This is a genomic window from Bradyrhizobium prioriisuperbiae (genome assembly GCF_032397745.1).
Taxonomy (GTDB): domain Bacteria; phylum Pseudomonadota; class Alphaproteobacteria; order Rhizobiales; family Xanthobacteraceae; genus Bradyrhizobium_A; species Bradyrhizobium_A prioriisuperbiae.
The window spans coordinates 484,635-500,416 of the sequence record NZ_CP135921.1 but is presented as its reverse complement, the minus strand read 5'-3'; the positions used below and the strand labels follow the sequence as shown (position 1 = coordinate 500,416).

Genomic DNA, 15,782 nt, shown 5'->3' with positions numbered 1-15,782 from the left:
GAGGAAAAGACGGGTGGAAACGCGCTATGCCTATGTCGCCCGCGCGCTGGCTGAAGCGATTGCCGACGGCCGCCATCCGGTCGGCTCGGTGCTTCCGAACGAATTCGAGCTGGCCGAGCAGTTCGCGGTGAGCCGTTCCACAGTGCGGGCCGCGATGCGCGAACTGCAGGCCTCCGGTCTGGTCAGCCGCAAGAAGAGCGCCGGCACCCGGGTCGAGGCTGTTGCGCCGTCTCGCAGCGCGGCGGGATACACCCAGGCGCTGGGGTCGGTGGAGGCCGTGCAACAGTTCGGCGTCGAGACCGAGCGCCATGTCCAGGCGGTTGCCGAGATCGTGACGGATGACGAACTGGCGGTGCGGCTCGGATGCCGGCCGGGGCGGCGCTGGCTGCGGATCTCAAGCCTGCGCCTGTCGCCCGGCGACATCTCCCAGACCCCGATCTGCTGGACCGACGTCTATATCGATGCGGTGTTTGCCGACGAGGTGAAGGCGCGCATGGATCGTCACCGCGGCATCTTCTCGACGCTGGTGGAAAACATCTCAGGCCGCCGGATCGGCGAAATCCGGCAGGACATCAAGGCGGTCGGAATTTCCGAACAGTTGGCGGGGCCGTTAAAGGCTGTGACGGGCGCACACGCGCTGGAGATCCGCCGTCAGTATATTTTGAGTCCCGGGGATATGGCCGAAGTCTCGCTCAGCATTCATCCGGCGGATCGCTACAGCTACACCATGCGCCTGATGCGGCAGGACGCGGCAACGAACTGACGCGGAAGCGTCACGGTTCGTACCGCTCTGCCGCAAGTTTTTGAAACGCCGTGGGATAGGTCATGCCTCGTTCAAGCTGCCTGCGGATTGCATCTGCGCATGCCTCTGGGCTCTGCAACGATGTGTCGATGTTCAGATCGTATAGGCCGGGACTATGAACGGCTCGCTGCCATTGAACAACAGGATGCGGGGCGGGTTGATCAACCGACCCCGTCACATATTGTCCTTCTCGCCCGGACTGCGGCACACTGCGACGTTTCATGATGACGTCAAGGGGGCAATGGACTCCGACGAACAAGACGGGCAAATCAAGTAGACGTCGTGCGCAGTCCTGCAGGACATTCAGCGGCCGCGTATAGTCATCATGATGTCCGACATCGACGACGACGTTCAGCCCCAATCGGCTGTGAGCTGCAATTGAGTCGTACAAGGCCGCATAAAAAGTGGGGACGAACGCTTCGAGATCCGGCCGTTCGCAGCCAGGCCGCAAGCCGATGCCGGGTCGGTACCGGGCAGGGATCATGCTCGCATAAACATCGACGCCCAGGCTGATCCACGGACCTTCGAACGTCTCTTGAATAACGGCGGCAATGCTGGATTTCCCCGAACGCGGCGCGCCATTGAGAATAACGATCTGGCCTTGTGGCATCGCGCTTCCCACGATTTTCCCAGTGCCGGAAGCATGAGATCGAAGCCGCGGCACAGTTCTGGAGATTGGCTCTTCTCGCTAGAGCGTTTTCGAGTGGATACCGGTTCGCGTGAAGAAAACGCGTCAAAACAAAAAGCTAGAGCCTCTGTTGTGATTCAACCAGAACGGAAAAGGCTCTAGGGCCGGCGACGTGGCCCTCGTCGCGTCACGCCCGCTGCACGAAGCTGTCCACCACGCGCTTCTCGCCGGCTTTGTCGAACGCAATCGTTAGCTTGTTGCCGTCGACCTGCGTGACCGCGCCATAGCCGAACTTTTCGTGGAACACCCGGTCGCCGGCCGAGAAGTCCGACTGCGCGCCGGTGGATTTGGCGATCAGTTCGCCTTCGATGGTCATCCCGCCGCGCTTGTTGCGCCAGGATCCGAAGTCGCCACCGCCGGCACTATAACTGCCCCCGGTTTCGTTGAAGCCGCCGCCGCCTTTGCTGCCGCTGCCTTTGCGCTGCTGTGCGCGCTGCCAGCCCGGCGTCGAATAGGTCGAGCCGAAGGCCGACATGTCGTCAAAGCGCGAGGCGCCATAGCCACCGGCGCCGCCCCACCCGCCGCCACCCTTGCTCTCGGTGATCTCGACATTGTGCGCCGGCAGTTCATCGAGAAAGCGGGATGGAATCGTCGTTGTCCATGAGCCGTGGATGCGTCGGTTGGTGGCGAAGTAGAGCTTGGCGCGGCGACGGGCGCGGGTGATGCCGACATGCGCCAGCCGACGCTCTTCCTCGAGCCCGGCGCGGCCCTGTTCGTCCAGCGCGCGCTGGTGCGGAAACAGGCCTTCTTCCCAGCCGGGCAGAAACACGGTGTCGAATTCCAGCCCCTTGGCAGAGTGCAGCGTCATGATCGACACCGCGTCCTCATCGGGGCCGCCTTCGCGGTCCATCACCAGCGAGATGTGTTCGAGGAACCCCTGCAGGTTCTCGAACTCTTCCATCGAGCGCACCAGTTCCTTCAGGTTCTCCAGCCGGCCCGCAGCGTCCGCCGAGCGGTCCTTCTGCCACATCTCGGTGTAGCCGCTTTCGTCGAGCACGATCTCGGCCAGTTCGGTGTGCGGCACGACTTCGCTCTGGGCCCGCCAGCGGTCGAAATTGGCGATCACGTCGCGCAGCGAGCCGCGCGCCTTCGGCTTTAGTTCGTCGGTGTCGATGACGGCGCGGGCGGCTTCGGTGAGCGGAATTCGGCGTTTGCGGGCATGGTCGTGCAGCATCTGCACGGTGGCGTCGCCGAGGCCGCGTTTGGGCACATTGATAATGCGCTCGAAGGCGAGGTCGTTGGCCGGCGAATTGATGACACGCAGATAAGCCAGTGCGTCGCGGATTTCCGCGCGCTCGTAGAACCGGGGCCCGCCGATCACCCGATAGGGCAGGCCGAGGGTGACGAAACGGTCTTCGAACTCGCGCATCTGGAACGAGGCGCGCACCAGGATGGCGATCTCGTTGAGCTTGTGCTGCTTGCGCTGCAGCTCCTCGATCTCCTCGCCGATGCCGCGGGCTTCTTCCTCGGAATCCCAGGCGCCGGTGACGGTGACCTTCTCGCCGTCCTCGTCCTCGGTGCGGAGCGTCTTGCCAAGCCGACCTTCATTGTGGGCGATCAGATGCGAGGCGGCGGCGAGGATGTGGCCGGTGGAGCGGTAGTTGCGCTCCAGCCGGATCACCTTGGCGCCGGGAAAATCGTGGTCAAAGCGCAGGATGTTGTCGACCTCGGCACCGCGCCAGCCATAAATCGACTGGTCGTCATCGCCGACGCAGCAGATGTTTTTCGGGGCGGGGTGCTGAAGCGCTTCGGCCTCGCCCTTCGAGACGCGCGGCGAGCTGCCGCGCTCCTCAGGGAGCAGCGGCTGTTCACTCTCCGCCTCATCCTGAGGAGCACCGCGACGCGGTGCGTCTCGAAGGATGGGCCCCGACGACGATCCGCTTTGCGACAGCAGCCGCAGCCAGAGATACTGCGCGACGTTGGTGTCCTGATATTCGTCGACCAGGATGAACTTGAAGCGGCCCTGGTATTGCCGCAGCACGTCGGGGTGCTCGCGGAACAACCGGATGTTCTCCAGCAGCAGGTCACCGAAATCGGCGGCGTTGAGAACCTTCAGCCGCTCCTGATAGGTCGCATAAAGCTTGCCGCCGCGACCGTTGCCGAACACGGCGGCTTCGCCTGACGGTACCTGGGAGGGTGTCAGTCCACGGTTCTTCCAGCCGTCGATCAGCCCGGCCAGCATCCGCGCCGGCCAGCGTTTTTCGTCAATGTTCTCGGCCTGCAGCAACTGCTTGAGCAGCCGCACCTGGTCGTCGACATCGAGGACGGTGAAATTCGACTTCAGCCCGACCAGCTCGGCATGAAAGCGCAGGATGCGGCCACCGATGGAATGGAAGGTGCCGAGCCATGGCATGCCCTCCACCGCCTGGCCCAGCATCTGGCCGAGCCGGTGCTTCATCTCCCGCGCCGCCTTGTTGGTGAAGGTGACGGAGAGGATTTCAGCGGGGCGGGCACGACCAAGGGTCAGAATATAGGCGATGCGCGAGGTCAGCACACGCGTCTTGCCGGTGCCTGCGCCGGCCAGCACCAGCACCGGACCGTCGAGTGTCTCGACCGCCTCGCGCTGCTCCGGATTGAGCACGGCGAGATACTGAGGACCCGCCGCCGCACGGGCGCGCGCAGCAATGCCGCCAGCGGCGGGCTGGTGCGCGGGCACGTCAAAAGGGCTCAGTTTGATCGGATCAGTCATGCGAATCGTCTTGCGGCCACGATGGCACCCCGCAACGCGGCGGTACAGGCGCCATCCATGAGGAGGATTCCTCATATAGGGATCATACGGGGTTTGGCACAGCTTTTGCGTGATTTTGCTGTCGTTTTCCCGGGACAATTCGGCTGCGGCCACGGGGGCGATTGGTTCCGGATTTTTCCGGTTCTCACGCACTTTTCAAGCGCAGGCTGGGCGGAACCTTGCTGTTCCCCCGCTATTGGCCCGGTGAAGGCGACGGTGGTTCACCGCTCGCAGAATGTAGCTAAAGGCATACGACCATGTTGGGCTGGATTGTTATCCTTCTCATCGTCGCGCTGATCGGCGGTGTGTTGGGCTTTACCGGAATCGCTGGCGCTTCGAACGAACTGGCAAAACTGATCTTCTTTGTCGCCATCGTGCTTTTTCTGATTTCCGCGGTGGTTGGGCTGGTGCGCGGCCGCACCAGCTTTCCGCGCAAGCATCCGGTGAATTAGAGCGTTTTCCAGCGAAGTGGACACCGGTTCTCCTGCGACAAACGCGAAGCGTTTGCGCGGAGAAAATGCGTCAAAACAAAATGCTAGAGCCCCGTTCCGATTCCATCGGAACGGAAAAGGCTCTAGCGAGGCGGACCGGGGCGGCGCCTACTTCGCCGTCCCCTGTTTGCGCATGATGGTTTCGAGGCTGGCTTTGATCTCGCTTTGCATCGGCGCCATCATCGGCACCATGGCGGTGGTGGTGAAATCACCCATCACCTTCGGCATCTCGGCGAGCATCTTGTCGCCCAGCGGCGTCTTGTACAACGCGAGCAGCCCCTTCAATTCGTCCACGGTAAAGTGTTTGGCGTAAATGGTCGGCGCGATCTTCATGGCTTGCGCGACGTACTTGCGCACGATCTTGTCAAATTCGCTGCGCATCTCGGCGATGGTGGCGGCGTCGGTGGTGCGGGGGAACGCGGTCTCCAGGTTAGACCAGATCGCGCTCTCCATGTTGGAGATCATGTCGTCGGTGGTCTTTCCGAGGGTGAAATCGACCAGTTCCTGCGCCGCTGCCATCGAGGCGTCGTCGGCCTTGGCTGGTGTTGCCGTTGGTCCGGCGAATGCCCAGGCGAACCCGACAGCGACCATGGCAATCAGTGCAATCCGCGTTTTTTTCATTTGATTTGTTGGCTCCGTTTCTTCCCTGGCCGCACCTTAGAACACGTGCAGCAAACAAAAAAGTGAAACCGTCCGGCCAGAACAAAGCAATTTGCGTTATTGGGCTGTGACAGTTTTGTGTGCCGTGCGGCAAATCCAGCCGTCCCCCGGACTGAAATCTAAATTTGAATTTAGAATCCTAAACGGGTTTTTAATTGAGCGCGGCGTCCCTGGTCTCCAACGTGCGTTTGCTCACGTTCGATCTTAATTCAGGGGACACAAGATGAATCTGGTCTCACGCGCGTTCATTCGCAAGCGCGTCATCTCCCTCGCCACCACCCTGACACTTGGCGTGGTGTCGTCTGCCTTCGCGCCGGGTCACATGACGAAGTCCTACGCCGGCAGCGCCGTGCCCGTGGAATACGTGGCCGCTCCGTCGGCGCTGTCGGCCGAAGCGCCGTTCCTGTCGGAAAACGACGCCGCCATGACCAAAATGATGGCCGACATGGCGGCCAAGCCGACCGGAGACGTCGATCACGACTTCGTTGAAATGATGATCCCCCACCATCAGGGCGCAATCGACATGGCGAAGGCCCTGCTCAAATACGGCAAGAACGAACAGTTGCGCCGGCTGGCCCAGGAAATCATTGTCACCCAGCAGCAGGAAATTGCCGCGATGCGGCTTGCGCTCGGCGAGCCGCTGCCGCCTTCGGTGGCGTCGCCGACTCAACCCGAACGAACACCCGCAGCGGATCAGCAGCCGGTCTCGCACGACACCATGGGCATGGCGCATGGCGCGATGTCACACGGTTCGATGTCCCATAATTCAATGAACATGAAATAAAAGGGAGATTCTGTATGAAGCGTTCTTTTCTCGCGCTGGCGTTGCTCGCCGGTTCGGCGCTCTCGGTCCCGGCATTCGCCGGTCAGGTGCCTGGTGCCGCCAGCGATGCGGATATTCCGATCAGCCATCGCGATCGCGTCTACACCGCCGAGCAATTCTCCAACACCGTCTCGGTCACCGATCCCGTCGACAACAAACTGGTTGGCGTCATTCGCCTGGGTGACCCGCAGCCAGGCAATTTCAGCCCGCTCTACAAGGGCCAGGTGCTGGTCCACGGCATGGGCTTTTCGTCCGATCACAAGACCATCGCGGTGGTCTCGATCGGCAGCAATTCAGTCACCTTCATCGATACAGCCACCAACGCTGTCAAGCACACCACCTATGTCGGCCGCTCGCCGCACGAGGTGTTCTTCACGCCTGACGGCAACGAGGTGTGGGTGACGGTGCGCGGCGAAGATTACGTATCCGTGCTCGACGGCAAGACCTTCGAGGAAAAGACCCGGATCAAGGTGCCCGCTGGCCCCGGCATGCAGATCTTCTCGCCGGACGGCAAGTACGGCTATGTCTGCTCGTCGTTCAATCCCGAGACCGTCGTGATCACCGTCGCCGACCATCAGATCGTTGGGCACGTCAAGCAGGACAGCCCGTTCTGTCCCAACATCGCCGCGACACCGGATGGCAAGCAGGTCTGGTTCACGCTGAAGGATACCGGCCGCACGCAGGTGTTCAATGCGCAGCCGCCGTTCAACATGCTGAAGTCTTTCGAGACCGGCCCGATCAGCAATCACGTCAATTTCGCTCACAACGCCAACGGCACTTTTGCCTATATCACGATCGGCGGACTGAACGTGGTCAAGGTGTTCCGCACCGACGATTTTTCGCAGGTGGCAACCATTCCGGTCGGCAAGCTGCCGCATGGCCTCTGGCCGTCGGGTGACGGCAGCCGGGTCTATGTCGGGCTCGAGAATGCCGACGCGGTGACCGCCATCGACACCATGAGCAACAAGGTGATCGCCACCAGCGCGATCGGTCAGGCACCGCAGGCGATCGCTTATGTTCCCAACGCCGTGCCCGAAGGCGACGGCAAGCAAGGACTGCAGGCGCTCGGCGTTGCAGGTCAGGCGACCCATCTTGGTCTGGTCGCCGTGCAAGGCAAGACGGCCGGCGCCAAGGGCGCGAAGGAGGAGGGCCCGACCAGCGTCTCGTTGTTCGATCAGGGCCTGATCCAGGTGCTGCAGGCGTCTGTGACCGGGCTGGAGCCGAAACAGCCGTACGTGCTGGCGCTGGCGCGGCAGCCGAACGGCGAGGGCGGACTGGAGCCACTGGCGGTGTTCATGACCAACCCCGCGGGCTCGGCCATCGTCAATGCGACGGGGCAGATCCGCCAGGTGGTGCAGGGCGAGGACAAGATCCAGCGCCGCTATCTGGTGATCGCGCAGGGCAACGCGGCCAAGCCCGGTCCCGTGGTGCAAGTCCAGCAAGAGTAACAGATGGCGCGATCCGGCTCCGCGGCAAACGCGGCGGAGCCGGTGCGTCAGGCTAGCGGCAAACTCGCCCGACAGGAGATAAGACCATGATCAGAAGTCTTCTGCTTGCCGCGGCGATAGGCCTTGCCGCCACCGGCGCCGCATCGGCCCACGCCCACCTGGTGTCGGCTGATCCAGCCGATGGCGCGGTGGTGCAGGCCAGGCCAACGCAACTGAAACTAACGTTCTCCGAGGGGCTCGAAGCGGGATTGAGTGGCGCCACCGTCGTCGCGTCGGGGAAGTCCGAGACACCGACCAACCCGGCGATGCTTGCGAACGACAACGACAAGGTCCTGATCGTGCCGCTGCCGGCGCCGCTCGTGCCCGGTGCCTACACCGTGAGCTGGCATGCGCTGTCGAAGGACGGTCACATCTCGCACAATTCATACAGCTTCACGGTTACCCCTTGACCGCGCCCGAGGCTGGCATCGCTCTATGCAGGCTGCTGGCCTTCGCGTCCGCCATGATCCTGTTTGGCTCCAGCCTTTTCACACGCTTCCTCGCGGCCGGTCCGCTCGGAGACTTCATCGGCCAGCGGCTGCGCAGCTTGATTCTGCTCGCCGCAGCGCTGGCGCTGGTGGCAGTTGTCGCCATGGTGCCGATCGCCGTCATCAGGATGGCCGGCAGCTGGCATCAAGCCATGCGGCCCGGCATCGCCACCACCATCCTGCGGGAGACCATCTCGGGGCGAATGCTGATCATCCGCTTCAGCCTCGCCGTCCTGCTGATGGGAAGTTGCCTGATGTCGCCGCGGCTGGGACTTCGCACTGTCGCGGCGGCCGGCTTGCTGCTCGTGAGTTTTGCATTCTCCGGCCACGCGGTGGCAGACGATGGCGCCCGCGGGCTCGTTCACCGCGGTAACGATATCGTGCACCTGATCGCGGCCGCGGCCTGGCTGGGGTCGTTGGTGCCGCTGTTGCCCTGTCTCGCGGCTCTGCGGCGGCCCGAGCTGCGCGCCGAAAGTTATGCCGCGCTTCGCAATTTTTCATTCGCCGGCCACGGCGCCGTGGCGCTGGTGCTGGTCACCGGTGTGGTGAATGCGCTGCTTATTATTGGTCCGCCGATGAACTGGCTCACCCCCTCGCTTTATCACATCTTGTTGTTGGCCAAGATCGCGCTGGTGGCCTGCATGGTCGGGCTTGCGCTGGTCAATCGTTATGTCTGGGTGCCGCGGATGAAGAGCGACATGGCGGTCGCCGCGCGCGCCATCACCCATCGTACTGTTGCCGAGCTGTTGCTCGGCCTCGGCGTGCTGGCGCTGGTCGCGCTGTTCGGGCAACTCGATCCGGGATAAGTTACCTGCGGTGTCTGAAGCGCTCCGGTCTTCTGAACGCTGCGCGCCTGGCCGTAATCAATTTCACGATCGGGTTTGGTCGCAATTTCTAAATCGGCTTTTACTTGGGCCCCGGGTGAGCGCGTCCCGCGTGATCTCGGTCCAGGGGCCACGGATGCAATTTTAACAGGCAATTTAATGGTGAAGCCGACCCTCCAGTCCTAGGTTGTCGTTGAGCAGCCCTGCCGCGCTCGCGCCCCCGAAGGCGGCAAATATCCGGCTGCAGAGCGGACGGCGCGCGCAAGGCCTGCCTTCCCCCCAGTGCAAGGCCTGCGTGCGTCGTCCGGCTCATCGTCAGGTCGCGGTGAGGGCGCCATCACGTGCGGATATCCATCGCGAGGCCGGAGGTGATAGAATGAGCCTATTCATGGAAACCGGACCGCAAGCGATGGCGAAAGTTCTGCTGATCGAGGACGACAGCGAGACCGCGGAGGAAATCCAGGCGGAGCTCACTGATCGCGGCTTTACCGTCGAGTGGGCCGCCGACGGCGTCGATGGGCTTGCCAAGGCGCGGACGTCCCGGCCGGACGCCATGATCGTCGACCGGATGCTGCCCGGCATGGACGGTCTCAATGTGATCGAAACCCTGCGCAACGAGCAGCTGCGCACGCCGGTCCTGGTGCTGAGCGCCCTTGGCGCGGTCGACGACCGTGTGCGCGGCCTGCGCATGGGCGGCGACGACTACCTGACCAAGCCGTTTGCGGTGGCCGAGCTGATCGCCCGCGTCGAGGCGTTGTTGCGGCGACCGGCGGAGACCCGTGAAACCATGCTGCGGGTCGGGTCGCTGGAGATCGATCTGATCGAGCGCACCGCCAAACGCGGCGAGCGGGAGATCGATCTGTTGCCACGCGAGTTTCGCCTGCTGGAATACATGATGCAGCGCTGCGATCAGTTGCTGACGCGCGCGATGCTGCTCGAGGAAGTCTGGAATTACAAGTTCGTTCTGGCCACCAATCTCGTCGACGTGCACATGGGCCGCTTGCGCCATAAGGTGGATGGACCGGGTGATACCCCGATGATCCAGAACGTACGTGGCGCGGGATTCATTCTCCGCAAGCCGGCCTAACCGCCGATGCAGCGACCGCAGTTCCTGAGTTCGACATCGTTCCGCTGGGCGCTGATGCTGGCCGGCGCGTTCGCCGCCATCGTCGTCGCGCTGTTCGGCTTCATCTACTGGCAGACCTCCGACTATCTGACCATGCGAACCGACCGGATGCTCACGGTGCAGGTCAATGCCATCTCGGTGCTGTCCGCGCCGCGGCGTCTGGAGGCGATCGACGATCATCTGAAGCAGGATTCCCGTGGGGTGCAATTCGCCGGACTGTTCGGCGCCGACGGCCGCAAGATCACCGGCAATCTGGAGCATCTGCCGCGGGGACTCACGGTCGATGATATTGTCCAGGGCGCCCGCGTCATGAAGGTCACTTCCGCCGGCCGCAAGGACCAGACCATCCGCGCCGTCGCGCGGCAACTGGCCGATGGCGATGTGCTGGTGGTCGGAAGGCAGATCGACGAGGCCATGGAGCTCGCGCACGTGGTCGGGCAGGCCCTGGCGCTCGGCTTGGTGCCAGCTTTGTGTCTTTGCCTGGTGGCCGGTGCGCTGGTCAGCGTTCGGGCGCAGCGGCGGGTCGAGGACGTCAATGCGCGGGTCCAGCGCATCATTGCCGGCGACCTGAGCGAGCGGCTGCCGCAAACCAAGGACGACGATCAGTTCTCCAGGCTGGCAGTGATTGTCAACGGCATGCTTGACGAGATGGAAAATCTCATCGGCGCGTTGGCGGGCGTCGGCAACGACATCGCCCATGATCTGCGCACGCCGCTGACGCGGGCGCGCCTGGCGCTGGAGCGCGGTCGGGCCAATGCGACCACGCTGCAGGATCTGCAGACCAGCGCCGACAAGGCGATCGCCGGCATTGATCAATCGCTGACCATCATCACCGCGCTGCTGCGGCTCGCCGAGATCGAGAACAACCGTCGCTCGTCGGGTTTCGGCACCGTGGCGCTGGCCGATCTGGCGCGCGAGGTCGCCGACCTCTATGAGCCGATCGCGGACGACAAGCGGATTGCGCTCAAGACCGATCTGCCGGCGACAACGGGCGGTGCTCCGTTCGAGGTTCATGGTGATCGTGACCTGTTGATCGAGGCCGTCGCCAATCTGGTCGACAACGCCGTGAAGTTCACGCCGGAAGGCGGACAGGTGGAGATCGCGCTGACCAGCGACGACCGCGGCAGCATCATCCGTATCCAGGATTCCGGTCCGGGCATCAACGCGCAGGAATGCGACGCGGTGCTGCGGCGGTTCTATCGTTCGGACAAGATCCGAAGCACGCCGGGGGTGGGGCTCGGTCTCAATCTGGTGGCCGCGATCGTGAAACTGCATGATTTCGAGCTCACCATTGTGCCCGGCCCGGGCTGCGTGGTGGAGATCGCCTGTCCGCATCAGCGGCTGGTCGCCTGAGGGCCCCGGCGGATTGTGCAGTGCGGGAGGTTCCGGCGGTGCGGCATCGCTGGACAGCGAAATTGGCTGTCGCCACGGCGCCGACTTCCCTGTAAATCCTCGTCATATCAGTGAGTTTGCGGCCCGGGCTTCGGACCCGGGCGATATCCGAGGACATTCATGCCAGCCTATCGCTCCCGAACCACCACCCATGGCCGTAACATGGCGGGCGCCCGCAGCCTGTGGCGCGCCACCGGAATGACCAATGAGGATTTCGGCAAGCCGATTATCGCGGTGGTGAATTCGTTCACGCAGTTCGTGCCGGGACACGTCCATCTCAAGGACCTCGGACAACTGGTGGCGCGCGAGATCGAGAAGGCGGGCGGCGTCGCCAAGGAGTTCAACACCATCGCGGTCGATGACGGCATCGCCATGGGCCATGACGGCATGCTCTACAGCCTGCCGTCGCGCGAGCTGATCGCCGACAGCGTCGAATACATGGTCAACGCCCACTGCGCCGACGCCATGGTCTGCATCTCCAACTGCGACAAGATCACGCCCGGCATGCTGATGGCGGCGATGCGCATCAACATCCCGGTGGTGTTCGTATCAGGCGGCCCGATGGAATCCGGCAAGGTCAGCGTCAAGGGCAAGATCCGCTCGGTCGATTTGATCGATGCGATGGTCGCCGCCGCCGACGATCGGGTCAGCGACGCCGAGGTCGACGACATGGAGCGCTCGGCCTGTCCGACCTGCGGCTCCTGCTCGGGCATGTTCACCGCCAATTCGATGAACTGCCTCACCGAGGCGCTGGGTCTGGCGCTGCCGGGCAACGGCTCGGTGCTCGCCACCCACGCCGACCGCAAGGGCCTGTTCGTCGAAGCCGGCCATCTGATCGTCGACCTGGCGCGCCGTTATTATGAGCAGGACGACGCAACAGCGCTGCCGCGCAATATCGCGAATTTCAAGGCGTTCGAGAACGCGATGACGCTCGATATCGCCATGGGCGGTTCGACCAACACGGTGCTGCATCTGCTGGCCGCCGCCCATGAGGGCGAGGTTCCTTTCACCATGGCGGACATCGACCGGCTGTCACGCCGGGTGCCGGTGCTGTGCAAGGTGGCGCCGTCGGTGCCGGACGTGCATCTGGAAGACGTGCATCGCGCCGGTGGCGTGATGGCGATCCTCGGCGAACTCGATCGCGCCGGCCTCATTCACCACGACCTGCCGACCGTGCATGCGACCACGGTGCAGGCCGCGCTGGATCGCTGGGATATCGTTCGCACCCAGAGCGAAAGCGTGCGCACATTCTATTCGGCAGCTCCCGGCGGCGTGCCGACGCAAACCGCGTTCAGCCAGAACCGCCGGTTCGAAGAGGTTGATACCGATCGCAGCACCGGCTGCATCCGTAACTTCGAACATGCCTTCTCGAAGGACGGCGGCCTCGCCGTGTTGTCCGGCAACATTGCCGTCGATGGCTGTATCGTAAAGACCGCGGGCGTCGATGCCAGCATCCTGAAGTTTTCGGGACCGGCGCGGGTGTTCGAGAGCCAGGACGCCGCGGTCGAGGCCATCCTGACCAACAAGATCAATCCCGGCGACGTGGTCACGATCATCTATGAAGGCCCGCGCGGTGGCCCCGGCATGCAGGAAATGCTGTATCCGACCAGCTATCTGAAATCCAAGGGGCTCGGCAAAGCCTGCGCCCTTGTCACCGATGGACGCTTTTCCGGCGGGTCGTCGGGGCTGTCGATCGGCCACGTGTCGCCGGAAGCTGCCGAAGGCGGTCTGATTGGCCTGGTGCAGGAAGGCGATCTGATCGAGATCGATATTCCCGCGCGCTCGATCCGTCTCGCGGTCGACGATGCCGAACTGGCCCGCCGCCGTGCGGCAATGGAGGCCAAAGGCGCGAACGCCTGGAAGCCGGCCAAGCGCAGCCGCAAGGTGTCGACTGCGTTGAAGGCCTACGCCGCGCTCGCCACCAGCGCCGCAAAGGGCGCGGTGCGCGTCATCAAGGACTGAGCACCCGCCAGGCGGCATGAAAGTCGCTGCTGACATTATCGCCCTGATCGAAGGGCAGCCGGACATGATGCGGCTTCTCCACGTCGTGGAGAGGCTCGCTCTGCCGGACTGCTGGATAGGGGCGGGCTTTGTCAGAAATGCGGTGTGGGATGTGCTGCACGATCGCACGCCGGATTGCACGCGCCTGAACGACGTCGATGTGGTGTTCTTCGATGGTGCCGATGCAAGCCGGCGCCGCGACGATGCGATTGAAGGCAAGCTGAGGCTGACGTGCCCGGGCGTGCCATGGTCTGTCAGCAACCAGGCCCGAATGCACGCGCATAACAACGATGATCCCTATGCCGATGTCGGCAGCGCAATCGCGCGCTGGCCCGAGACGGCCACGGCGGTTGCAGCCCGCTCCGTGCTTGGTCGCGTCGAGCTGCTGGCACCGCATGGCATCGACGATCTCATCAATTTGATTGTGCGCCCAACCACCGCTTTCGCCGCGCGGCGCTATGTCGTCGACGAACGGCTCCGCACCAAAGAATGGCTGAACCGTTGGCCGCAGCTGACGGTGGTTTGAAGCCGGCCTCATTTTCGGAACTTTGTTCTGCGGCAAATCGCAGCGCGGCGCGGGCATTCCGCCGCAGCCGGGTGCGGTTGCGATGACCGCGCCGGCAATCGATCTATAGCCGCGACATCAATGGATAAGGGACTGCGAACAATGTTCGATGCCAAGCGGCTGCTGGATCAGTTTCTCGGAGGCCAGGCGACAGGCGCCGCACAAGGTCAATCCACCGGATCGCCATGGGGAGATCTCGCCCGCAACGCCGGCGATGTTTTGAACAAGGGGCTTGGTGGATCTGCCGGCAGCTCTCTCGGAGGTGCCCTCGGAGGATCCGTTGGCAGCTTCGGTGGTGGCGCGTTGGCTGGTGGCCTGGCCACGGTGCTGCTCGGCTCGAAGGGCGGTCGCAAGCTCGCCGGCAACGCCCTCAAGCTTGGCGGCATGGCTGTCGTCGGTGCGCTCGCCTATCAGGCTTATCGGGGTTGGCAGACCGGCCAGGCGCCGCAGGCAACGGCGACAACGTCTGTGCCGATGTTGCCGCCGCCGAGCGACACGCCGTTCAATCCGACCGGCGTTGCGGACCAGCAGTCGCTCGGCCGCAATCTGCTGCGTGCGATGATCGCGGCCGCGAAAGCCGATGGCCACATCGATGCGAAGGAACAGGCCAATATCTTCGCGCAGATGGACAAGATGGCGCTGGATAGCGACGACAAGGCGTTTGTCATCGACGAACTGCGCAAACCGCTGGATATCGATGCCGTCGCGCAGGCCGCGCGGACGCCCGAGGAGGCGGCCGAGCTCTATGTGGCCTCGCTGCTTGCCATCGATGTGGATCATTCATCCGAGCGAGGCTATCTGGATCTTCTGGCGACGCGATTGCGGCTCGATCCCAAGCTTGTCGCCCACCTCAACGCGACGGTGGAAGGCGCCACCGAAAAGGTGCCGGTGTCTGTGTCTATGTCACCGGCATCGTAACGCGGCGACCGATCGCCTCGGGGCGGGGGATTGCCGCTTGCGCGGCGGCCACCGCCTGGATCCGCGCCGCGATGTCGGGCGGATACGGCGCGACCTTGCGCACGTCCATGTCGACGTGCAGCGAGATGATTTCCGACGTGGCCGAGACCCAGCCTTCGCTGGCATGGTGCAGCTCCTCGAAGATATGCATCCGTTTCTGGTCGGCGGCGACCAGCAGCAAATGGACGTGCACCGGGTCGCCGAGGTGGACCTCGCGCAGGTAGCGCACGTGGCACTCCGCGGTCATGGTCGAGTTGTTGCGCTGCTTGAGATAGTCATGCCCGATGCCGAGCATGTCGAAGAACTCGTCCAGCGAGCGGTCGAACAGCACGTTGTAATAGGCCATGTTGAGGTGGCCGTTATAGTCGATCCAGTGGGGTTCGATCGGAATCACGGAGCAGACGAACGGTGCCCGGTCGAGGCGAAGGCCAAATTTGAAATCAAAAGCCTTGGGATCGAGAGCCTTGGGATCGAGAGTCTCAGTCATGCTTTCCCCGGGGACTGCTTTGAAATGCCCTGCGCTTTTTGCGCCGCTTGGTGCTTGACCCCTTATACATCCTTTGCCACGGTCGTTCGCAACCGTGCAGATCCGCGCAGGATGGCGTCCTGTGTTGCAGATCGCATGCAAGCCAGCAGAGATCGGCGTGTTCCGGCGTTATGATGAGGGCCGGATGGCGCCTCCAGGAGGATTGAAGGGTGGGTCTGACGACTGTAAAGACGCTGCCGCGGCCGGAGCCGCAGAAGCTTGCG

At 63.3% G+C, this 15,782-nt stretch carries 15 protein-coding genes; 11 read left to right on the top strand and 4 right to left on the bottom strand.

From position 1 onward, the window contains the following. Positions 1 to 13 precede the first annotated feature (13 nt). On the top strand, positions 14 to 763 hold the full coding sequence (locus RS897_RS02345) for a GntR family transcriptional regulator (protein ID WP_315835006.1): 750 nt from the start codon (positions 14 to 16) through the stop codon (positions 761 to 763). A 10-nt stretch (positions 764 to 773) separates the two neighbouring features. Here RS897_RS02345 and RS897_RS02340 read toward each other — a convergent pair whose 3' ends face one another. Next, complete coding sequence (locus RS897_RS02340; protein WP_315835005.1) at positions 774 to 1,412, bottom strand: chloramphenicol phosphotransferase CPT family protein; 639 nt, start codon at positions 1,410 to 1,412, stop codon at positions 774 to 776. Between the two features lie 205 nt (positions 1,413 to 1,617). Continuing rightward, positions 1,618 to 4,179 (bottom strand): ATP-dependent helicase, encoded by a 2,562-nt coding sequence (locus tag RS897_RS02335; protein ID WP_315835004.1) that lies wholly within the window; start codon positions 4,177 to 4,179, stop codon positions 1,618 to 1,620. 296 nt (positions 4,180 to 4,475) lie between these two features. On the opposite strand from RS897_RS02335, the gene RS897_RS02330 reads away from it, so the two are divergent. Continuing rightward, the gene (locus RS897_RS02330; protein ID WP_315835003.1) at positions 4,476 to 4,670 is read left to right on the top strand and encodes a DUF1328 domain-containing protein; all 195 of its coding nucleotides are present in this window, start codon (positions 4,476 to 4,478) and stop codon (positions 4,668 to 4,670) included. Between the two features lie 147 nt (positions 4,671 to 4,817). On the opposite strand, the gene RS897_RS02325 is transcribed toward RS897_RS02330, so the two are convergent. Then, positions 4,818 to 5,330 (bottom strand): DUF2059 domain-containing protein, encoded by a 513-nt coding sequence (locus tag RS897_RS02325; protein WP_315835002.1) that lies wholly within the window; start codon positions 5,328 to 5,330, stop codon positions 4,818 to 4,820. A 262-nt stretch (positions 5,331 to 5,592) separates the two neighbouring features. On the opposite strand from RS897_RS02325, the gene copM reads away from it, so the two are divergent. From copM to RS897_RS02280, 9 genes are all read left to right on the top strand, one after another. Beyond that, complete coding sequence (copM, locus tag RS897_RS02320) at positions 5,593 to 6,153, top strand: CopM family metallochaperone (RefSeq protein WP_315835001.1); 561 nt, start codon at positions 5,593 to 5,595, stop codon at positions 6,151 to 6,153. 14 nt (positions 6,154 to 6,167) lie between these two features. Further along, complete coding sequence (locus RS897_RS02315; RefSeq protein ID WP_315835000.1) at positions 6,168 to 7,640, top strand: YncE family protein; 1,473 nt, start codon at positions 6,168 to 6,170, stop codon at positions 7,638 to 7,640. 86 nt (positions 7,641 to 7,726) lie between these two features. After that, positions 7,727 to 8,089, top strand: a complete 363-nt coding sequence (copC, locus tag RS897_RS02310) for a copper homeostasis periplasmic binding protein CopC (protein WP_315834999.1) — start codon at positions 7,727 to 7,729, stop codon at positions 8,087 to 8,089. Then, positions 8,086 to 8,973 carry a copper homeostasis membrane protein CopD gene (gene copD / locus RS897_RS02305; protein ID WP_315834998.1) on the top strand — a complete coding sequence of 296 codons (888 nt, stop codon included), beginning with the start codon at positions 8,086 to 8,088 and terminating at the stop codon, positions 8,971 to 8,973. Before copC ends, copD begins: the two co-directional genes overlap by 4 nt. A gap of 427 nt (positions 8,974 to 9,400) precedes the next feature. Then, on the top strand, positions 9,401 to 10,078 hold the full coding sequence (locus tag RS897_RS02300) for a response regulator transcription factor (RefSeq protein WP_315838491.1): 678 nt from the start codon (positions 9,401 to 9,403) through the stop codon (positions 10,076 to 10,078). Between the two features lie 6 nt (positions 10,079 to 10,084). Continuing rightward, positions 10,085 to 11,470 (top strand): sensor histidine kinase, encoded by a 1,386-nt coding sequence (locus RS897_RS02295; protein WP_315834997.1) that lies wholly within the window; start codon positions 10,085 to 10,087, stop codon positions 11,468 to 11,470. A 159-nt stretch (positions 11,471 to 11,629) separates the two neighbouring features. Next, positions 11,630 to 13,471, top strand: a complete 1,842-nt coding sequence (gene ilvD, locus RS897_RS02290) for a dihydroxy-acid dehydratase (RefSeq protein ID WP_315834996.1) — start codon at positions 11,630 to 11,632, stop codon at positions 13,469 to 13,471. A 16-nt stretch (positions 13,472 to 13,487) separates the two neighbouring features. Further along, positions 13,488 to 14,036 (top strand): nucleotidyltransferase family protein, encoded by a 549-nt coding sequence (locus RS897_RS02285; RefSeq protein WP_315834995.1) that lies wholly within the window; start codon positions 13,488 to 13,490, stop codon positions 14,034 to 14,036. Positions 14,037 to 14,177: 141 nt separating this feature from the next. Next, positions 14,178 to 14,993, top strand: a complete 816-nt coding sequence (locus RS897_RS02280; RefSeq protein WP_315834994.1) for a tellurite resistance TerB family protein — start codon at positions 14,178 to 14,180, stop codon at positions 14,991 to 14,993. On the opposite strand, the gene RS897_RS02275 is transcribed toward RS897_RS02280, so the two are convergent. Further along, a complete protein-coding gene (locus RS897_RS02275) occupies positions 14,974 to 15,519 on the bottom strand; it encodes a thioesterase family protein (RefSeq protein ID WP_315834993.1) in 546 nt (181 codons plus the stop codon). The genes RS897_RS02280 and RS897_RS02275 overlap by 20 nt on opposite strands. Between the last annotated feature and the right edge of the window lie 263 nt (positions 15,520 to 15,782).

Bases quoted from the DNA above. Each gene is read 5' to 3' on its own strand.
- RS897_RS02330 (WP_315835003.1), top strand. From the start codon at position 4,476: ATGTTGGGCTGGATTGTTATCCTTCTCATCGTCGCGCTGATCGGCGGT.
- RS897_RS02295 (WP_315834997.1), top strand. From the start codon at position 10,085: ATGCAGCGACCGCAGTTCCTGAGTTCGACATCGTTCCGCTGGGCGCTG.
- RS897_RS02315 (WP_315835000.1), top strand. From the start codon at position 6,168: ATGAAGCGTTCTTTTCTCGCGCTGGCGTTGCTCGCCGGTTCGGCGCTC.
- RS897_RS02280 (WP_315834994.1), top strand. From the start codon at position 14,178: ATGTTCGATGCCAAGCGGCTGCTGGATCAGTTTCTCGGAGGCCAGGCG.
- copC (WP_315834999.1), top strand. From the start codon at position 7,727: ATGATCAGAAGTCTTCTGCTTGCCGCGGCGATAGGCCTTGCCGCCACC.
- RS897_RS02325 (WP_315835002.1), bottom strand. From the start codon at position 5,330: ATGAAAAAAACGCGGATTGCACTGATTGCCATGGTCGCTGTCGGGTTC.
- copM (WP_315835001.1), top strand. From the start codon at position 5,593: ATGAATCTGGTCTCACGCGCGTTCATTCGCAAGCGCGTCATCTCCCTC.
- RS897_RS02285 (WP_315834995.1), top strand. From the start codon at position 13,488: ATGAAAGTCGCTGCTGACATTATCGCCCTGATCGAAGGGCAGCCGGAC.
- RS897_RS02340 (WP_315835005.1), bottom strand. From the start codon at position 1,412: ATGCCACAAGGCCAGATCGTTATTCTCAATGGCGCGCCGCGTTCGGGG.
- ilvD (WP_315834996.1), top strand. From the start codon at position 11,630: ATGCCAGCCTATCGCTCCCGAACCACCACCCATGGCCGTAACATGGCG.
- RS897_RS02335 (WP_315835004.1), bottom strand. From the start codon at position 4,179: ATGACTGATCCGATCAAACTGAGCCCTTTTGACGTGCCCGCGCACCAG.
- RS897_RS02275 (WP_315834993.1), bottom strand. From the start codon at position 15,519: ATGACTGAGACTCTCGATCCCAAGGCTCTCGATCCCAAGGCTTTTGAT.
- RS897_RS02300 (WP_315838491.1), top strand. From the start codon at position 9,401: ATGGCGAAAGTTCTGCTGATCGAGGACGACAGCGAGACCGCGGAGGAA.